At 58.0% G+C, this 17,599-nt stretch carries 17 protein-coding genes and 1 pseudogene; 12 read left to right on the forward strand and 6 right to left on the reverse strand.

Translation table 11 applies throughout. The features are described from left to right. Positions 1 to 7 precede the first annotated feature (7 nt). The 8 genes from ribBA to AO242_RS07300 all read left to right on the forward strand — a co-directional run bounded on the left by ribBA (position 8) and on the right by AO242_RS07300 (position 6,019). On the forward strand, positions 8 to 1,099 hold the full coding sequence (gene ribBA, locus AO242_RS07265; protein ID WP_099268192.1) for a bifunctional 3,4-dihydroxy-2-butanone-4-phosphate synthase/GTP cyclohydrolase II: 1,092 nt from the start codon (positions 8 to 10) through the stop codon (positions 1,097 to 1,099). A 114-nt stretch (positions 1,100 to 1,213) separates the two neighbouring features. Then, the gene (gene ribH, locus AO242_RS07270; RefSeq protein WP_027901702.1) at positions 1,214 to 1,690 is read left to right on the forward strand and encodes a 6,7-dimethyl-8-ribityllumazine synthase; all 477 of its coding nucleotides are present in this window, start codon (positions 1,214 to 1,216) and stop codon (positions 1,688 to 1,690) included. Then, on the forward strand, positions 1,687 to 2,187 hold the full coding sequence (gene nusB, locus AO242_RS07275) for a transcription antitermination factor NusB (protein WP_027901703.1): 501 nt from the start codon (positions 1,687 to 1,689) through the stop codon (positions 2,185 to 2,187). Before ribH ends, nusB begins: the two co-directional genes overlap by 4 nt. Positions 2,188 to 2,346: 159 nt before the next feature. After that, positions 2,347 to 3,312 (forward strand): thiamine-phosphate kinase, encoded by a 966-nt coding sequence (gene thiL / locus AO242_RS07280; RefSeq protein WP_099268193.1) that lies wholly within the window; start codon positions 2,347 to 2,349, stop codon positions 3,310 to 3,312. After that, entirely contained in the window at positions 3,309 to 3,818 is a 510-nt protein-coding gene (locus AO242_RS07285) for a phosphatidylglycerophosphatase A family protein (protein WP_027901910.1), read from the forward strand. The genes thiL and AO242_RS07285 overlap by 4 nt, the downstream gene beginning before the upstream one ends. Before the next feature lie 359 nt (positions 3,819 to 4,177). Further along, positions 4,178 to 4,795, forward strand: coding sequence for a GTP cyclohydrolase II (ribA, locus tag AO242_RS07290; protein WP_027901909.1), 618 nt, complete (start codon positions 4,178 to 4,180; stop codon positions 4,793 to 4,795). Continuing rightward, positions 4,792 to 5,229, forward strand: a complete 438-nt coding sequence (locus AO242_RS07295) for an MFS transporter (protein WP_099268194.1) — start codon at positions 4,792 to 4,794, stop codon at positions 5,227 to 5,229. The genes ribA and AO242_RS07295 overlap by 4 nt, the downstream gene beginning before the upstream one ends. A gap of 157 nt (positions 5,230 to 5,386) precedes the next feature. Then, positions 5,387 to 6,019, forward strand: a complete 633-nt coding sequence (locus tag AO242_RS07300) for a Vat family streptogramin A O-acetyltransferase (protein ID WP_099268195.1) — start codon at positions 5,387 to 5,389, stop codon at positions 6,017 to 6,019. A gap of 372 nt (positions 6,020 to 6,391) precedes the next feature. Here AO242_RS07300 and dxs read toward each other — a convergent pair whose 3' ends face one another. The 3 genes from dxs to AO242_RS07315 all read right to left on the reverse strand — a co-directional run bounded on the left by dxs (position 6,392) and on the right by AO242_RS07315 (position 9,574). Next, positions 6,392 to 8,287: a 1-deoxy-D-xylulose-5-phosphate synthase gene (gene dxs / locus AO242_RS07305; RefSeq protein ID WP_099268196.1), complete on the reverse strand. Its 1,896-nt coding sequence runs from the start codon at positions 8,285 to 8,287 to the stop codon at positions 6,392 to 6,394. A 160-nt stretch (positions 8,288 to 8,447) separates the two neighbouring features. Continuing rightward, positions 8,448 to 9,335 carry a polyprenyl synthetase family protein gene (locus AO242_RS07310; protein ID WP_027901905.1) on the reverse strand — a complete coding sequence of 296 codons (888 nt, stop codon included), beginning with the start codon at positions 9,333 to 9,335 and terminating at the stop codon, positions 8,448 to 8,450. After that, positions 9,332 to 9,574 (reverse strand): exodeoxyribonuclease VII small subunit, encoded by a 243-nt coding sequence (locus AO242_RS07315; RefSeq protein ID WP_027901904.1) that lies wholly within the window; start codon positions 9,572 to 9,574, stop codon positions 9,332 to 9,334. The genes AO242_RS07310 and AO242_RS07315 overlap by 4 nt, the downstream gene beginning before the upstream one ends. A gap of 249 nt (positions 9,575 to 9,823) precedes the next feature. Here AO242_RS07315 and AO242_RS07320 point away from each other — a divergent pair, with 249 nt between their 5' ends. Further along, positions 9,824 to 10,576 carry a maleate cis-trans isomerase family protein gene (locus tag AO242_RS07320; RefSeq protein ID WP_099268197.1) on the forward strand — a complete coding sequence of 251 codons (753 nt, stop codon included), beginning with the start codon at positions 9,824 to 9,826 and terminating at the stop codon, positions 10,574 to 10,576. Between the two features lie 50 nt (positions 10,577 to 10,626). Then, a complete protein-coding gene (locus AO242_RS07325; RefSeq protein WP_099268198.1) occupies positions 10,627 to 11,508 on the forward strand; it encodes a LysR family transcriptional regulator in 882 nt (293 codons plus the stop codon). A gap of 334 nt (positions 11,509 to 11,842) precedes the next feature. Here AO242_RS07325 and AO242_RS07330 read toward each other — a convergent pair whose 3' ends face one another. Then, positions 11,843 to 13,165 (reverse strand): UDP-glucose dehydrogenase family protein, encoded by a 1,323-nt coding sequence (locus AO242_RS07330; RefSeq protein WP_099268199.1) that lies wholly within the window; start codon positions 13,163 to 13,165, stop codon positions 11,843 to 11,845. A gap of 325 nt (positions 13,166 to 13,490) precedes the next feature. Here AO242_RS07330 and AO242_RS30060 point away from each other — a divergent pair. Beyond that, positions 13,491 to 14,525 (forward strand): annotated as a pseudogene (locus AO242_RS30060) (methyl-accepting chemotaxis protein); the annotation flags it as partial. A 141-nt stretch (positions 14,526 to 14,666) separates the two neighbouring features. Continuing rightward, a complete protein-coding gene (locus AO242_RS30065) occupies positions 14,667 to 15,380 on the forward strand; it encodes a methyl-accepting chemotaxis protein (RefSeq protein WP_373562199.1) in 714 nt (237 codons plus the stop codon). A gap of 3 nt (positions 15,381 to 15,383) precedes the next feature. Here the strand turns inward: AO242_RS30065 and AO242_RS07340 are convergent, their stop codons facing one another. Further along, complete coding sequence (locus AO242_RS07340) at positions 15,384 to 15,689, reverse strand: DUF3649 domain-containing protein (RefSeq protein WP_099268201.1); 306 nt, start codon at positions 15,687 to 15,689, stop codon at positions 15,384 to 15,386. 207 nt (positions 15,690 to 15,896) lie between these two features. Beyond that, positions 15,897 to 17,474, reverse strand: a complete 1,578-nt coding sequence (locus AO242_RS07345) for a PepSY-associated TM helix domain-containing protein (protein ID WP_218927828.1) — start codon at positions 17,472 to 17,474, stop codon at positions 15,897 to 15,899. Positions 17,475 to 17,599: the final 125 nt, after the last annotated feature.

Genomic DNA, 17,599 nt, shown 5'->3' on the forward strand with positions numbered 1-17,599 from the left:
GTGCCGCGTGGCGCTCAATAGTATCGAAGATCTGGTTGAAGATATTCGCCAGGGCAAAATGGTCATCCTCATGGATGACGAAGATCGCGAGAACGAAGGCGATCTGATCATGGCTTCCGAGTGCGTCAAGGCTGAACACATCAACTTTATGGCCCGCTACGCGCGTGGTCTGATCTGCATGCCTATGACCCGTGAGCGCTGCGAGGCTCTCAAGCTGCCACTGATGGCACCGCGTAACGGATCCGGTTTTGGCACCAAGTTCACCGTGTCCATCGAAGCTGCCGAAGGCGTGACCACTGGCATTTCTGCTGCTGACCGTGCCCGCACCGTGCAGGCTGCAGCGGCCAAAGACGCCAAAGCGGAAGACATTGTCAGCCCCGGCCACATTTTCCCGTTGATGGCTCAGGCCGGCGGTACATTATCCCGGGCAGGGCACACCGAGGCAGCCTGTGACCTGGCGCGCATGGCCGGTTTCGAGCCAAGCGGCGTGATCTGTGAAGTGATGAACGACGACGGCACAATGTCGCGTCGGGCTGAACTGGAAGCTTTTGCGGCGGAACATGACATCAAGATCGGTACGATTGCCGACCTGATTCACTACCGGATGATCCATGAACGTACCGTTCAGCGGATTGCCGAGCAGCCAATGGACAGCGAATTGGGCCAGTTCAACCTGGTGACCTATCGCGACTCAGTGGAAGGTGACGTCCACCTCGCACTGACGCTGGGCAAGATTTGCGCAGAAGAACCGACCCTGGTGCGGGTGCATAACATGGACCCGCTGCGTGACCTTTTGATGGTCAAACAACCTGGCCGCTGGAGCCTGCGCGCCGCGATGACCAAGGTTTCCGAGGCGGGCAGCGGTGTTGTCCTGTTGCTCGGTCACCCGCTGGATGGCGATGTGCTGCTGGCGCATATTCGTGAAACCGCCGGGCAATTGCCGATCAAATCGCCGACCACTTACAGCACCGTGGGGGCCGGTTCGCAGATCCTGCGTGACCTCGGTGTGCGTAAAATGCGCCTGATGAGTTCGCCAATGAAGTTCAATGCGATATCCGGTTTCGATCTGGAAGTTGTAGAATACGTGCCCTCCGAATAAAGACCGGTCGGGTGGTGCGCTTTTGTGCGTGCCACCGGCTGATCTGTTTCGTGGCCTAACATCCCTATAGTCCGCCCCAAGGCGTACTTGCTCTTTAATACGAGACTTACACGAATGACCCTGAAGACCATCGAAGGTACCTTCGTCGCTCCCCAAGGCCGCTACGCTCTGGTAGTTGGCCGTTTCAACAGCTTCGTCGTGGAAAGTCTGGTGAGCGGTGCTGTTGATGCTTTGGTACGCCACGGCGTCAAAGAAAGCGATATCACCATCATCCGCGCTCCGGGTGCCTTCGAAATCCCGCTGGTCGTGCAGAAAGTTGCCCAGCGCAGCGAGTTCGCCGCCATCGTCGCTCTCGGCGCAGTGATCCGTGGTGGTACTCCGCACTTTGAATACGTGGCTGGCGAATGCGTCAAAGGCCTGTCCCAGGTTTCCATGGAGTTCGGCGTGCCGGTTGCTTTCGGCGTCCTGACTGTCGACACCATCGAACAAGCCATTGAGCGTTCCGGCACCAAAGCCGGTAACAAAGGCGCAGAAGCTGCGTTGTCTGCTCTTGAAATGGTCAGCCTGCTGGCGCAGTTGGAGGCCAAGTGATTTCCGACGACAGCGATCAGTTCAACCCGCGCGATCCAAAACCTGCGGACGCTGGCAAGCCATCCAAGAGCGTCAAGCGCCGGGAAGCCCGTCAGTTGGCCACTCAAGCGCTTTACCAGTGGCACATGGCGGGTCATTCGCTGAATGAAATCGAAGCGCAGTTCCGCGTCGATAACGATTTCAAAGACGTCGACGGCCCTTATTTCAGTGAGCTGCTGCGCGGCGTACCGACCAACATCGACGAAATCGATGCGGCCCTGACGCCATGCCTGGACCTGACCATTGAAGAACTCGACCCGGTTGAACTGGCCATCCTGCGCCTGTCCACCTACGAGTTGCTCAAACGCGTCGACGTGCCGTATCGCGTGGTGATCAACGAAGGTATCGAGCTGGCGAAAGTCTACGGCTCCACTGACGGCCACAAGTTCGTCAATGGCGTCCTGGACAAACTGGCCCCGCGCCTGCGTGAAGCTGAAGTCAAAGCGTACAAGCGCTAAGCCTTCAGGCTGGACGCAACCCCGGTAGGAGGCAACTTGTTGGCGAGGCGGTGTATCAGGCGCTAATGATTAGCCTGAACTGACGCCTCGCCAACAAGTTGCCTCCTACCGGATCTATGTAATGCTGCCGGGTGTCATCAAGCACAATAAGAGATCCTGATGGGCGAGTTTGAGCTGATCCGCAATTACTTCGCCGCTGCGCCTTGTGCCCAAGCGGGTGAAGGCGTGGCGCTGGGGATTGGTGATGACTGCGCTTTGCTGACGCTGCCGCCCGGTGAGCAGTTGGCGATCTCTACCGACACGCTGGTTATCGGCGTGCATTTTCCCGACGTTTGCGATCCTTTCCTGCTCGGCCAGCGTGCGCTTGGCGTGTCTGCCAGTGATCTGGCGGCCATGGGCGCCACGCCCGTTGCATTTACCCTTGCGTTGACCCTCCCTGAAGTATCTGCCGACTGGCTGAAGGCTTTCGCCGAAGGTTTGAACCTCATGGCGCAAGGTTGCGGCTTGCGACTGGTGGGCGGCGATACGACTCGGGGGCCATTAAGCCTTACAGTCACGGTATTCGGCCGCGTGCCGACGGGTCAGGCATTGACTCGCAGCGGCGCACTTCCGGGGGATCTGCTGTGTGTCGGTGGACCGTTGGGCGATGCGGCGGGTGCATTGCCGCTTGTGTTGAACCAGCGCACCACTGAGGCGTCTACCGCAGAGGCTTTACTGGCGCGCTACTGGTCGCCACAACCGCAATTTACCCTGGGGCTGGCGCTACGTGGCAAGGCCAGCGCCGCCCTGGATATCTCCGATGGTCTGTTGGCAGACTGCGGACATATCGCGCTGGCATCAAAAGTTCGGCTATTGGTCGAGCAGGAAACGCTGCCGATGTCCGAGCCTTTGCTAGCCTTTATCGGGCAGCAGGACGCGAGGGAAGCAGCGTTGAGTGGTGGTGATGATTATTTGCTGGCGTTCACGTTGCCCCCAGAACACTTACAGGATTTGCTCGACGCAGGATTACCCATCCATGTCATCGGGCGAGTCGAGGCGGGCGAGGGCGTCGCGCTGATCGACACCATGGGTCACGACATTCCTGTCCTGGCACGCGGCTACCAACATTTTCGGGAGACACCGTGACAGATCATCCAAAGCAGGTCCCGGCGGAATTCGTTCCACCTTCGGTCTGGACCAACCCGTGGCACTTCCTGGCGTTCGGTTTCGGCTCCGGCACCCTGCCCAAAGCGCCGGGCACCTGGGGTTCCATGGTTGCCGTGCCGTTCATTCCGCTGTGGCAAATGCTTCCGGACTGGGGCTACTGGCTGATGCTCGGCATCACCATGCTGTTCGGTTTCTGGCTGTGCGGCAAAGTCGCGGATGATCTGGGCGTACACGACCACGAAGGCATCGTCTGGGACGAAATGGTCGGCATGTGGATCACCTTGTGGCTAGTGCCCGAGGGCTGGGTCTGGCTGCTGGTGGGGTTCCTGGTGTTCCGCTTTTTCGACATTCTCAAGCCATGGCCCATTCACTGGATCGATCGCAAGGTGCACGGTGGCGTCGGGATCATGCTCGATGACGTGCTAGCGGGCGTATTCGCCTGGGCGGCGATGCAGGGAATCGTCTGGGTCTGGGCGTGGATTTGAGCCGCAATGTGCTTTCCTGTGGGAGATTCTATGTTTGCTTGAAATCCCGTAGGACCGGCTTTAGCCGGGAGAGCGGTATTTCTGACGAGGAATATGTAGTGAATGTCCCGACGCCCTCCCGGCTAAAGCCGGTCCTACGGAATAGCTCGGTCTATGTGGGAGTCTTGCCCGCGATAAGGTTGGACGCGATCTAAAGTGAATCGCGTTCAACCTTATCGCGGGCAAGCCACGCTCCCACAGGGCATCAATCTAACTTCCCGATCTGTATGCCCCACAATTCGGCATAAGCGTCTGCCGAGGCGTGCTGCTACAATGCGTGCCTTGCGAATTTCCAGTCCCATACTGATCAGGAGCACACGGTGCCCGTCGTATTTGTAGCCGCTTCCAAGCTGCCTACCCCTTTTGCCGAATTCACCATGCATGGCTTTCTTGAGCATGCGACCGGTCGCGAACATCTTGTGTTGAGCCTGGGCGACGTATCCGATGGTGCTCCAGTGCTGGGGCGTGTCCATTCCGAATGCCTGACCGGCGATGCGTTGTTCAGTCAGCGTTGTGATTGCGGTTCACAGCTCGAAGCTGCCTTGCGTGCCATCGCTTCTGAAGGTCGCGGCGTTTTGCTCTATCTGCGTCAGGAAGGCCGGGGCATTGGCCTGCTGAACAAGGTTCGCGCGTACGAACTGCAGGATGGTGGTGCTGATACCGTTGAAGCCAATGAGCGTCTGGGTTTTGCCGCAGACCAGCGCGATTACGCTATCTGCCTGCCAATGCTGCAGCACCTGGGGGTCGAATCCCTGCGTCTGATGACCAACAACCCGCGCAAGGTCAAAGCCTTGACCGAGATGGGCATCAACGTTGCCGAGCGTGTACCGCTGCACACCGGCCATAACCCGCACAACAAGCTCTATCTGGCGACCAAGGCCGGCAAGCTCGGGCACATGATGGGCAATGAGCACCAGGGCGAGGCTGATCGCGCTTGAATCGCCACAACACCAGACGCCGCTTCGCTCTCGCGTGGTGGTGGCAACTGGTGTTGACCCTAGCGCCGCTGTTTGTGATCAGTGGCGCGTTCGATAGCAAAAACGCTGTTTTTCCCGTGCTGGCGATGCCTCTTTTCGTCGTCGGGCTGTTATCGATGTTTGTCAGCCTCAAGCCATTCGGCCGCTACAAACATGCGCTGATCGCTACCGGCGCTACCGGCGCTACCGGCGCTGCCCGCGACACCCCTGAAGAGTCCGCGGCCTGGATCAACCTCGCTGACGCCCGTCGCGTCGCGTTTCAGCCTGCGGGGTTACCGGCATGGATCGCTGCACTGGCGGTTTTTGTCGGGCTGGAAACGGTTCCGCTGCTGCTGTTGGCGTTCTCCAGTGCGGTGCTGTTGTATCTTTACCGGATACCGCGGCAACTGGTTTGAAAGGCATCCTGTACCCTCTGATTGAACACTATCCGTAGGACCGGCTTTAGCCGGGAGGGCGTCGATACATTCTCTAAATCTCTTTCGTCAGAAATAATGCTCTCCCGGCTAAAGCCGGTCCTACGGACGGAGTCACTGCATATAAAAGGAGCTTTCCATGAACGGACCTGACCCGAAAAATCCCCACCCAATGAATGGCTTCCCGCAGGTGTGTTTCATTAAGAACACCCTCAACAATCCGAATATCATTGTGGGCGATTACACCTACTACGATGACCCCGAAGATTCGGAAAACTTCGAGCGCAACGTCCTTTATCACTTCCCGTTCATTGGCGACAAACTGATCATTGGCAAATTCTGCGCACTGGCGCGGGGCACTAAATTCATCATGAACGGTGCCAACCACAAGATAAGTGGCATCTCGACGTATCCGTTTCAAATTTTTGGCAATGGCTGGGAGAAGGTCACCCCTGAGCCGGGTGACTTGCCCTATAAAGGCGATACCGTGGTGGGTAACGATGTCTGGATGGGCTACGACGTGCTGGTCATGCCGGGCGTGACAATCGGCGACGGGGCGATCATCTCTTCGCGCTCGGTAGTGGTGGGTGATGTCCCTGCTTACAGCGTCGTTGGCGGTAACCCGGCCAAAGTCCTGAAACACCGCTTCCCGGCTGAAGTCAGCCAGCGACTTTTGACCATTGCCTGGTGGGACTGGCCCATAGAGAAAATTACCCGGAATCTGCAGATGATTGTTTCAGGTGATATCGAGGCGTTAGAGGCAGCTGTTTAGCGTAAATACGCGCACATTTCCTTAGGGGCTCACCGAGGTTACGAGGCCAGCGATGGCGGTGTGTCAGACAAACCGCTATCGCGGCCTCGCGCTGCTCGTGCGCTCCTACAGTTCCGTGTTTGCTCAGCGAGACGCATAGTCATCGGGTGAAATGCATCTCCCTGTAGGAGTGAGCTTGCTCGCGATAGCGTCAGGCCAGTCGATGATTTATAAACAGAAAAATCGAATCGCGAGCAAGCTCACTCCTACAGTTCTGTGTTTGCTTAGCGACAGAGCGTTATCGGGACACAGTGCCATTCGCTGCCAGTCATCAACCAAACTGCACAAAAAAAGGCGCTCAATGAGCGCCTTTCTTTTTGATGCTTTCAACGATTAGCCAATCAACACTAGTCGCTCGTTAATCGCCGCTTCAATACCCGGCTCATCCAATCCGCACTCAGCCAGCATTTGTGCAGGCTTGGCGTGTTCGACGTAGACATCCGGCAAGCCGAGATGCAGCACGGACTTGAGGATGTTTTCCCGTGCCAGAAACTCGCTGACGGCAGCACCGGCACCGCCCATGACGGCGTTTTCTTCGACGGTCACCAGCAATTCATGATTGGCTGCAGCGTCGCGGATCAGTGCCTCATCAATCGGTTTGACGAAACGCATATCGATCACGGTGGCGTCGATCTTTTCTGCGACTTTAAGCGCGTCAGCCAATTGCACGCCGAACACCAGAATGGCAACGCCCTGACCATTACGGCGAACGATGCCTTTACCGATTTCTATCGGTGCGAGGCCGCTCTCGATCAATGCGTTCGGCCCGGTACCGCGTGGATAGCGCACTGCGGCGGGGCCGTTATGCAGGTAGCCGGTGTTGAGCATCAGGCGCAATTCGTTTTCGTCGCTCGGCGTCATGACCACGATGCCGGGAATGCATCGCAAGTACGACAGATCGAAGCTGCCCGCATGGGTCGGGCCGTCTTCGCCCACCAGGCCTGCGCGGTCGATGGCGAACAGAACGTCGAGGTTCTGCACTGCTACATCGTGCACCAACTGGTCATAACCGCGTTGCAGGAAGGTGGAGTAGATCGCTACTACTGGTTTGGCGCCTTCGCAGGCCATGCCCGCAGCCAGTGTTACAGCGTGCTGCTCGGCAATGGCCACGTCGAAGTAGCGCTCCGCGAAGCGCTCGGCGAATTCGACCATGTCCGAGCCTTCTTTCATCGCCGGGGTAATGCCCACCAGACGCGAATCGGCCTCGGCCATGTCGCAGATCCACTGACCAAACACACCGGAATATTTCGGCCCGCTGGCCTTTTTCGGGGCAACAGCTGGAGCGTTGAGCGGCTCCAGCTTGGTAATGGCGTGGTAGCCGATCGGGTCGACTTCAGCGGGTGCGAAGCCTTTACCTTTCTTGGTCACAACGTGCAGGAATTGCGGACCTTTGAGGTCACGCATGTTGCGCAGCGTGGCGATCAGGGTTGGCAGGTCGTGACCGTCGATAGGCCCGATGTAATTCCAGCCCAGCTCTTCGAACAGGGTGCCGGGCACCAGCATGCCTTTGGCGTATTCCTCGGTGCGGCGGGCAATTTCCCAGGCACCGGGTAAACGCGACAGAACCTTTTTGCTGCCCTCACGCATGCTGCTGTAGGTGCGACTGGAAAGAATCTTTGCCAGATAATTCGACAGCCCGCCAACGTTGCGCGAGATCGACATGTCGTTGTCGTTGAGGATGACGAGCATGTTGGCGGCGACTTCAGGCGCGTGGTTCAGCGCTTCGAACGCCATCCCCGCAGTCAGCGCGCCATCACCGATAACGGCGATGGACTTGCGGTCGCTGCCTTGCAGACGGGCGGCGATGGCCATGCCCAATGCTGCGCTGATCGAGGTGCTGGAGTGGCCGACGCCGAAAGTGTCGTACTCGCTCTCGCTGCGGCGCGGGAAGGCGGCAACACCGTCTTTCTGGCGCAGGGTGTTCATGCGCTGGCGACGGCCGGTGAGGATCTTGTGCGGATACGCCTGATGGCCCACGTCCCAGACCAAACGGTCGTCCGGGGTATCGAAGACATAATGCAAGGCGATGGTCAGCTCGATCACACCCAGGCCGGCACCGAAGTGCCCGCCGGTCTGGCCAACGGAATAGAGCAGCTCCAGGCGCAGTTCATCGGCCAGGTCTTCCAGCTCGGCTTCGCCCAGGCGACGCAAGCCGTCCGGCGTATCAGCGCGGTCGAGCAGCGGCGTGGTTGGGCGCACGCGGGGAATCTCTTTAAACGTCGTGGGCATCAGGCGAATCGTTATAAGTAAAAGAGGCGGCAGTTTACCTGATGCATCGCATGCTGCCCATGAAGTGCAGTTTTTGATACGTCGGCAAACCTGGGGAACACACGTTTCTGACCCGGCCAGACAAGACCGGTTCGGAGTATTTGCAGTCGAGTTAAAGGGATCAGTTGCGCCGTTCGACGATGAAACGAGCCAGCTCACGCAGCGGATCAGCCGACGCGTCGAAAAGTCGCAGGGCGTCTATGGCCTGATCACGCAGTTGCAAGGCATATAGCCGGGCAGGTTCCAGTCCCAGCAGGGCAGGGTATGTTGGCTTGTCGCGGGCGATGTCTGCGCCCTGGCGTTTGCCGAGGGTTTCGGTATCGCTTTCAACGTCGAGAATGTCGTCCTGCACCTGAAATGCCAGACCAACGGCCCGGGCATAGACTTGCAACGCATCGAGTCTGGTCTGGTCAGCATTGCCGCTGGCCAGTGCGCCAAGCTTTACGCTGGCTTCGATCAGCGCGCCGGTCTTGTGCCGGTGCATGAATTCCAGTGCAGCCTGATCCAGTTTCAGACCTACCGAACCCAGGTCGATGGCTTGACCGCCGACCATCCCGGCAGGGCCAGCGGCCAATGCCAAGGCACTGACCATTTGCAGGCGGGCTTCGGCGTCTCGCGAGGTCAGGCGTGGGTCGAGCAGAGCCGTGAATGCCAGGCTTTGCAAGCCGTCACCGGCCAGAATCGCGCAGGCTTCGTCGAACGCTTTGTGAGTCGTTGGCTGGCCGCGACGCAGATCGTCATCGTCCATCGCCGGTAAATCGTCATGAACCAGCGAATATGCGTGGATCAGCTCAACGGCGCAGGCTGCGCCGTTGGCATCCTCCGCGTTACCGCCCAGCGCTTCGCAGGCTGCGTAGGCCAGCAGCGGGCGCACGCGTTTGCCGCCGTTCATCACGCTGTAGCGCATGGCGGCGTACAGGCGGGTCAACTCTGGAGCGGGTGCTGCAAACAGACCTTCCAGCGCCGCGTTTACGCGGGTCTGACTCAGTGCCTGATAAGTCGCGATCATTCAGGTTGTTCCGCGTCGAATGGCTCTTCGGCCAGTTCGCCGTCGCGTTCGAGCAGCACTTGAACCTTCTGTTCGGCTTGCGCCAGCGCGCCCTGGCATTCGCGAGTCAGGCGGATACCTTGCTCGAAGGCAGTCAGCGAGTCTTCCAACGACAGCTCGCCGTTCTCCAGACGCTCTACCAGCGTTTGCAGATCAGCGAGTGATTGTTCGAAATCCAGTGCAGCTTTCTTGCGGGCCATGGGGGCTATTCCGGTAGAGGTTAAACCGGCGCGACACTAGCAGAGCGAGGGCTTCTGGGCAAATTGGGCGGCGCTAAAATGGCTGTTAGGGCAGGGTAAACCAGCGGTTTGTTACACCGTTCATCTGCCGGATAGCCATCGTCATCCGCGATGGCAGCCTCATCAATGCCTGATGTACGCGCTCGTTCAGCGCTTCTAGCATCGCAAGCCTGTAATCTTTGGATCGTTTGCTTTATCGAGGGCAGAACAATGAAGAATTTCCGTATCGGGCAGATCGTCCCCAGCTCCAACACCACCATGGAAACCGAAATTCCGGCGATGTTGACCTCGCGTTACTCGCTGTTCCCCGAAGAGCACTTCACCTTTCACTCGGCGCGCATGCGCATGATGAAGGTCAGCCCGGAAGAGCTGAAAAAAATGGACATCGACAGCGACCGTTGCGCGCTGGAACTGAGCGACGCACGTGTTGATGTCATGGCTTACGCCTGTCTGGTGGCGATCATGTGTCAGGGCGCGGGTTATCACAAAGTGTCTCAGGAACGCCTTGGCAACGTGGTTGCCGGTAACGAAGCGCCAACCCCGGTGCTAAGTTCGGCAGGGGCACTGATCGACAGCCTTAATGTGCTGTGCTACAAAAAAGTCGCGATTATTACGCCGTACATGAAGCCGCTGACCCAGCAAGTAATTGATTACATCGAAGCTGCAGGGATCGAAGTGACGGACTCCATCAGTCTGGAGGTGGCCGACAATCTGGCGGTAGGGCGTCTTGATCCGATGAATCTGGTGGCGCATGCCGATCGTTTGAATATCGGTCAGGCGGATGGTGTGGTGTTGTCATGCTGCGTGCAGATGCCGTCATTGCCTGCGATTCAGGTCGTGCAGGATCGGCTCGACAAGCCGGTATTGTCCGCCTCGGTCGCCACCGTTTATCAGATCCTGAAAACCCTGGGGCTGGAAGCCAAAGTGCCAAACGCCGGTCATCTGTTGTCGGGCGCGTTTTGAGAGGTTGATTGAACGCGTACTATGACCGGACTTCACGTCCGGTACTTCCCATGAAGCTCGATCCTGTTTCGCTGCGCCTGTTCGTCAGTGTTATCGAAGAAGGCACCATCGCTGCCGCCGCCGAGCGCGAGCACATTGCTGCGGCGGCGGTCAGCAAGCGGCTCAGTGAGCTGGAAGAGTTGCTCGACGCGCCTTTGCTGGTGCGCACCAACAAGGGCGTCACGCCTACTGCGGCGGGTATCTCCCTCCTGTACATGGCCCGCAGTGCCCTGAACAGCCTCAATGAAATCGTCGTGCAGATGCGCGAATACGGCCATGGCCGTCGCGGCTCCGTGCATGTGCTGGCGAACATCTCGGCCATCAGCCAGTTCATGCCGGAGCTGATCAAGTCGTTCATGGATCTGAACCCGCTGATCGATATCCGGCTTGAAGAAAAGGAAAGCCTGGCCATCACCAAAGCCGTGGCCGAAAACCGCGCTGATATCGGAATCTTTACCCGCTTGCCCCACGGCACCGATGTTGAAGTCTTTCCATTTCGCAAGGATCGGCTGGTGTTGCTGGTGCCCGACACGCATCCGCTGGCGGGCCGTGACAGCGTCACCTTCAGCGAAACCCTTGATCATCCTTACGTAGCGCTGCGCAGCGGTACTCACCTGAACTTCCAGTTGATCAAAGCCGCCAACGATGTGGGGCGCTCGCTGAAAATCCGCATGGAAGTGTCCAGCTACGACGCGCTGTGTCTGATGGTTCAGGCGGGCGTCGGTATCGGCATCCTGCCGCAAGGTAGCGTCGGGATTTACAGGCTGGAAGGCGTGCGAACGGTGGTGCTCGATGAGTCGTGGGCAGAGCGGGAATTGATGGTCTGCATCCGCCCGCGTGAAGGGCTGTCGAGCGCGGCGGGGTTGTTTCTGGAGCATTTGCTGGGCGGTTGAGTCAGCGCCAGCCACCTGTCCTTAGGCAGGCATGACCCTGTAGGCCCGCACGCCGCTGGACCTGTGGGAGCTAGCCCTGTATCCCTGACACCGCCCACTCGCTCCAACAACCCCCGTTTATTCAGTGATTTATATTTTGTTTGATAGGAGCAGAGCTTGATCTGGGCGGCATTCCGACAATACAGGCACCGCAAATGTCAGGTATATCGAGTCCAGTCTTATCGCAGGCAAGCCTGGCTCCCACAGGATTGGCGGCGATCCGCAGACTTTTCCTGCACCTACAGATCGGCCGTGTGGCGCGAAATAGGAGTGCATTTCACTTCGTCCCCGAAACTCAGGCCCGACCCATGCTCGAATAACTCAACCCCGCATCCGCCAACGCTTTGGGCTCATAAAGGTTGCGCCCGTCAATCACGATCGCGCATCTGAGTTGTTGCCTGAGCCAGGTGAAATCGACGCTGCGAAAAGCTTTCCATTCGGTGCAGATCACCAATGCATCCGCGCCTTTGACTGCCTGGATGCGATCACCGACCAGGACCAGATCGTCACGTTCGCCGTAGATTCTTCGACATTCCTGCATCGCCTCGGGGTCGTACGCCTGAACGCTGGCTCCGGCGCTCCACAGTGATTCCATCAAGTTTCTGCTCGGCGCGGCGCGCATGTCGTCAGTATTGGGTTTGAAGGCCAGTCCCCAGACGGCGATGGTCTTGCCTGCCAATTGCCCATCAAGAGCTCGTTCGAGCTTTTTGAACAGCGCGGTTTTCTGTCGCTGGTTGATCTCTTCCACAGCCCTGAGTAGTTGCGGGTTGTACCCGACTTCATGGGCTGTGCGACTCAGTGCCTGAATGTCCTTGGGGAAGCAGGAGCCGCCATAGCCGCAACCGGGATAGATGAAGTCATAACCAATGCGCGGATCGCTGCCGATGCCGTGGCGTACTTGTTCGATATCCACGTCCAGGCGCTCGGCCAGGTTGGCCATTTCATTCATGAAGCTGATCTTTGTCGCCAGCATTGCGTTGGCAGCGTACTTGGTCAGTTCGGCGGCGCGCAGGCTCATGAACATCAGCTTGTCGTGATTGCGGTTGTAAGGCGCGTAGCACTCGCGCATGAGCGTTCTGACACGCTCTGAGTCGGTGCCGATGATGATCCGGGCACCACGGGTGAAGTCCTCGATGGCCGCGCCCTCCTTGAGGAACTCGGGGTTGGAGCAGACATCGAAGGGTATCTGCAGGTCGCGGTTTTCCAGCGTCGTACGAATAGTCTCTGCCACCTTCTCCCCGGTGCCGACCGGAACGGTGGACTTGTTGACCACGGTTTTGCAGGTCTGCATGTGCTGGCCGATGCTTCGCGCGACTGCGAGGACGTATTGCAGGTCAGCGCTGCCGTCCTCATCGGAGGGCGTGCCTACCGCGATGAACAGCAGGTCAGCAAAGGCAACGGCTTGTGCGGCATCGGTCGAGAAGAACAGCCTTTGCGCATGCACGTTGCTGCGAATGAGCATGTTCAGGCCGGGCTCATGAATCGGCGTTTCGCCTGATTTGAGTAGCTCTATTCGCTGCTCATCGATGTCCACGCACAGCACGTCATGCCCGACATCGGCAAGGCATGCACTGGCCACCAGACCTACGTAGCCTGATCCAAAAACGCTGATCTTCATGAGTCATTACCCTCGGTTTTTTGCACAGCGTGGTGACGGGCATGAGGGTATCGAGCGCGTGTTACAGCCAGTGCAACCTGATGAATTCGCTTGTCCGGCGATGAATTACGTTGCGCTGATGGCTCTGGATCAATGCTTTCGGCGTGGTCCTTAATCAGCAGGGGGACTCAAAAAAGCGCATAAACGGTCAAGTTATCCGTTGTGTTGGCCGATATGCCCTGTGCACAGGTTGCTCTCAATAAAAATAACAACAGCGTGCATTGGGGAAACACATACATATCACGGAGAGTTTATGAACAGCAGCTTGGCCAATATCAGCGTCACCATGAAGTTAGCCCTGGGGTTCGGGGCGGTGCTTATATTCACTGCACTGCTTTCACTTCTGGGGTGGACCAGTCTGGATAAGCTGATCTACCGCACCGACAGAATCGGTGACATCGCTGAGCTTTCTGATCGCCTGACGGTATTACGCGTCGCGCGTCTGCAATACATGCTTGCCAATGGTGACGAAGCTGCCGCACAAAAAGTGCAGGCCGCCCTGGACGACTTCAAGAAGCAACAGCAACTGCTGCTGTCCACCTTCACTAATCCGCTTAACGCCAAAGCCCTTTCTCAGCTCACCGACATCATCAAAAACTACGAGACGTCGCTGGAGCAGATGCGCGGTGGCTATCAGGTCAGCACCAAGGTCCGTGCCGATATGGGCGTGGAGGCCACCAAAGGTGCTCAGTTGATTGCTGCCATCAATGACTCGGTGCTTAAACAGGACCCCTCGAACCCTGAGCGTTCGGACCAATTGCAACTGATGGCTGACGCCAAAATGGATTTCCAGCTGGTTCGTTATGAAGTGCGCGGTTACACCAGCAACTCGAATGAAAAGACCGAGCAGGCTGCGTTCAGCCAACTTGAAACGTCGATTAAAAACGTCGACAAGCTGAAGGCTGTTTTCAATGCGACCTATGGCACCGAAGTGGCACAGCTTGAAGCCTCTCTGCGTAACTACCTGACTCTGGTTCAAGCCTACAAAACTGCCAACGATACGATTGTGTCGGCGCGCAAAGACATGACCGCCCAGGGGTACGAAATCGTTAACCTCGGCGAAGAGCTCTCCAAAATCCAGCGTAGCCTTGCCGCGCAAGACACCACCAAGGCTCGCAGCATGCAGATCGGCGGTGCTGTGTTGGCCCTGCTGTTGGGTATTTTTGCGGCGATCATCATCACGCGTCAGATCACCCGTCCGTTGCAGCAAACCCTGGAAGTGGTGAACCGCATTGCCTCCGGGGATCTGACTCACACCATCACCATTACCCGTCGCGATGAACTGGGCGTGTTGCAGCAAGGTATTCAGCGCATGGGCGCCACGCTGCGGGATCTGATCAGCGGGATTCGTGATGGCGTGACGCAGATTGCCAGCGCGGCTGAAGAGTTGTCCGCCGTCACCGAGCAGACCAGCGCCGGGGTCAACAATCAAAAGATCGAAACCGATCAGGTCGCCACCGCGATGCAGGAAATGTCTGCCACTGTCCACGAAGTTGCGCGCAACGCCGAGCAGGCTTCGGTAGCCGCTGCGAACGCCGACACCCAAGCCCGGGACGGCGACAAAGTGGTGGGCGAAGCCATCACGCAGATCGAAAAACTGGCCAGTGAAGTGCTGCGTTCAAGCGATGCCATGACCTTGCTGGAGCAGGAAAGCGACAAGATCGGCAAAGTCATGGACGTGATCAAGGCCGTGGCTGAGCAGACCAACCTGCTGGCGCTCAATGCTGCCATCGAAGCGGCACGTGCCGGTGAAGCAGGGCGAGGTTTCGCGGTGGTTGCCGATGAAGTACGGGGTTTGGCGCAACGCACCCAACAGTCCACTGAAGAGATCGAAAGCCTGATTGCCGGGCTGCAAAACGGTACTCGTCAGGTCTCGCAAATCATGCTCGGCAGCCGCGCCTTGACCGACAACAGCGTTGCCCTGACGCGCAAGGCGGGCACCTCGCTGGAAAGCATCACTCAGACTGTTTCCAGTATTCAGGCCATGAACCAGCAAATTGCCGCAGCGGCTGAGCAGCAAAGCTCGGTGGCTGACGAAATCAGCCGTAGCATTGTCAGCGTGCGTGACGTGTGTGAGCAAACGGCGGAAGCCAGTGAAGAGACCGCCGCATCCAGCGTTGAATTAGCGCGATTGGGTGGTCAGTTGCAGATGATGGTTGGGCACTTCAAGGTTTAACGCTCACACGGTGATCGTCAGCCCGACGATCACCGCGCCCGTCAACAGCGCCGCCAGCCCAAGGCCGAACCATGCCCGCCAGGCGCTGGCGGTGCTGAATACCCAGATGACTATGGCGGTGTACAGCACAAAACTTAGCAGCGTCGTGATCTGCACGACGCTTGCGGGATCGCTGCCTGAGACGCGCGGCAACAACAGCGCCAGCAATGACGTGACCAGCGCAGACAAAACATAACCGCCGAGGGTGGCGGCCAGCACCCGGCTGAGAATCATCCAGCGGTAGAGGTGTGTGTTGGTGGTTTTCTTCATTGCATATGACCCTGTAGATGCCACAAATAACTTTCTGAATTGGAGTGCGATTTTATGTGGGGGGATTCTTTGCTCCCCCCGCACATTTGCTTGGCTCTTGACCTCGTAGGACCGGCTTTAGCCGGGAGGGCAATATTTCTACGACCCAAATGCAGCGAATTTGCTGGCCTCCTCCCGGCTAAAGCCAGTCCTACAGAAAATCGTATTTCAAATCGATAAGCTGTGAGTTCGCTGGTTATCCACTCGCCGCTTCAACAAAACAATCACCAGTCCGACCCCAAACCCCAGCGCCACAATCTCAACGCTCGCGCGCTGCCAATCCCCGGCATTGAGGTAGCGACCAATATGCTGCCCTGTTGTGCAAAAATTGAGCAGCGGCAGGCATAAGCACAGTATTGCGGCGATGGTCAGTTGCTCGGCCCACGCCTTGCTGACCGGTCGACACAGCGCATGACCCAACGTCACCAGCCAGATCAGCAGAAAGCTGCGAACCTCCCATGTGGCTCGGTCCGCCATATCCACCGGTATGAACCGGTTGGCATAGAAATATCCAATACACGCCACGCCAATGCCCGCAATGCTCGCCACGTTAAACGCTTCGATACAACGGTAAACCCTGGCAGTCGCGGTGCCGAATTCTCGCTGACTCTTGTTGCGTCGCTTGATGGTGAACAGCAGCGTACCGGTCGCCATCATCGCCATGCCAAGCAACCCGCTGACGAAGTACAGCCACTTCATGCCCCAGCCACCCAACTCGGCAAAGTGCAGTGAACGCAGTACGCCGTAGATCTGATCGCCCAGCGACAGGGTTTCCGGCAGCGGCTTCTGGACCTGCAAAGTCGCGCCCGTTATACCGTCAAACAGCACGCTGGCTTGCGGCGTGAACAGTGTCTGGGAAGGGTGAGCTTCATCGTGGCGACCCATCACCCGGACCGTAGCCTTCTGCGACTCCGGGTTCTGCACCAGTAGCATGCGTGCGTCCTGGCCCGTCAGGGTTTGCGCCTGTCGCAGAAGCGAGGGCCAATCAGTCGCGGTGTTTTCGGTCTTGTCGATAGAGCCTGCTTTTCCCGACAGCTCCGACTGAAATTGACTGTAGGCATCCGGGCTGGAACTGTAAGCCGCTTGCAGAGGCCAGGGCATGTAACTGGTATAGAAAACGGCCAGCCCGGTGTAGGCAATCATGATCAGAAAGGGCAGGGTCATGACCGCCGTGGCGTTGTGTGCGTCGAGCCAGGAGCGCAGACCTTTGTCAGGTCGGAAGGTGAAGAAATCCTGGAATATTCGCCGGTGGATCACTACGCCAGACACCAGCGCAACCAGCATGCCCACGGTCAGCCAGCCCACCAGCCAGAAGCCCAGCACCGGCAGGTGCAGCATGTAGTGGAACGACATGAAATGGCGTCCGCCCTCGGTTTTCCGTGCGATGCCTCTAGGAAGTATTTCGCCGGTTTCAGCCGACAGCGAAACCTGCTGAAGGGTCGACCCCGAACGCCACGCCACTTGTAGGGCCTGGCCCGGATACTGAGGGAATTCGACCCGCCAGAATCGGGCACCGGTTGCGTGTTCAAGCAGGTAATGCTCGGCATAGCGCGCAGCACCCGAAATGTCACTGGTGGGCGCGTTTTGGTCGACTGCAACCAGTGGCTGCGCTTCCATCCAGCGCGTGATGGGTTCCCGGAAAACGCTCAACGTGCCGGTCAGGAAAATCGCACACAACAACCATCCACACACCAGCCCGCACCAGGTGTGGAGCCACGACATGGACTGGCGGAATTTACCTTTCACGATTGGGTTCGCTGATTTGAAGCAAATTCTGTAGGAGTGAGCTTGCTCGCGATAGCGTCCTGGCTGGCCGTGATTTGCCAACTGAAAGAACGTATCGCGAGCAAGCTCACTCCTACAGGGGAAGT

Origin of the sequence: Pseudomonas sp. ICMP 561 (assembly GCF_002699985.1) — a bacterium.
Classification (GTDB): domain Bacteria; phylum Pseudomonadota; class Gammaproteobacteria; order Pseudomonadales; family Pseudomonadaceae; genus Aquipseudomonas; species Aquipseudomonas quasicaspiana.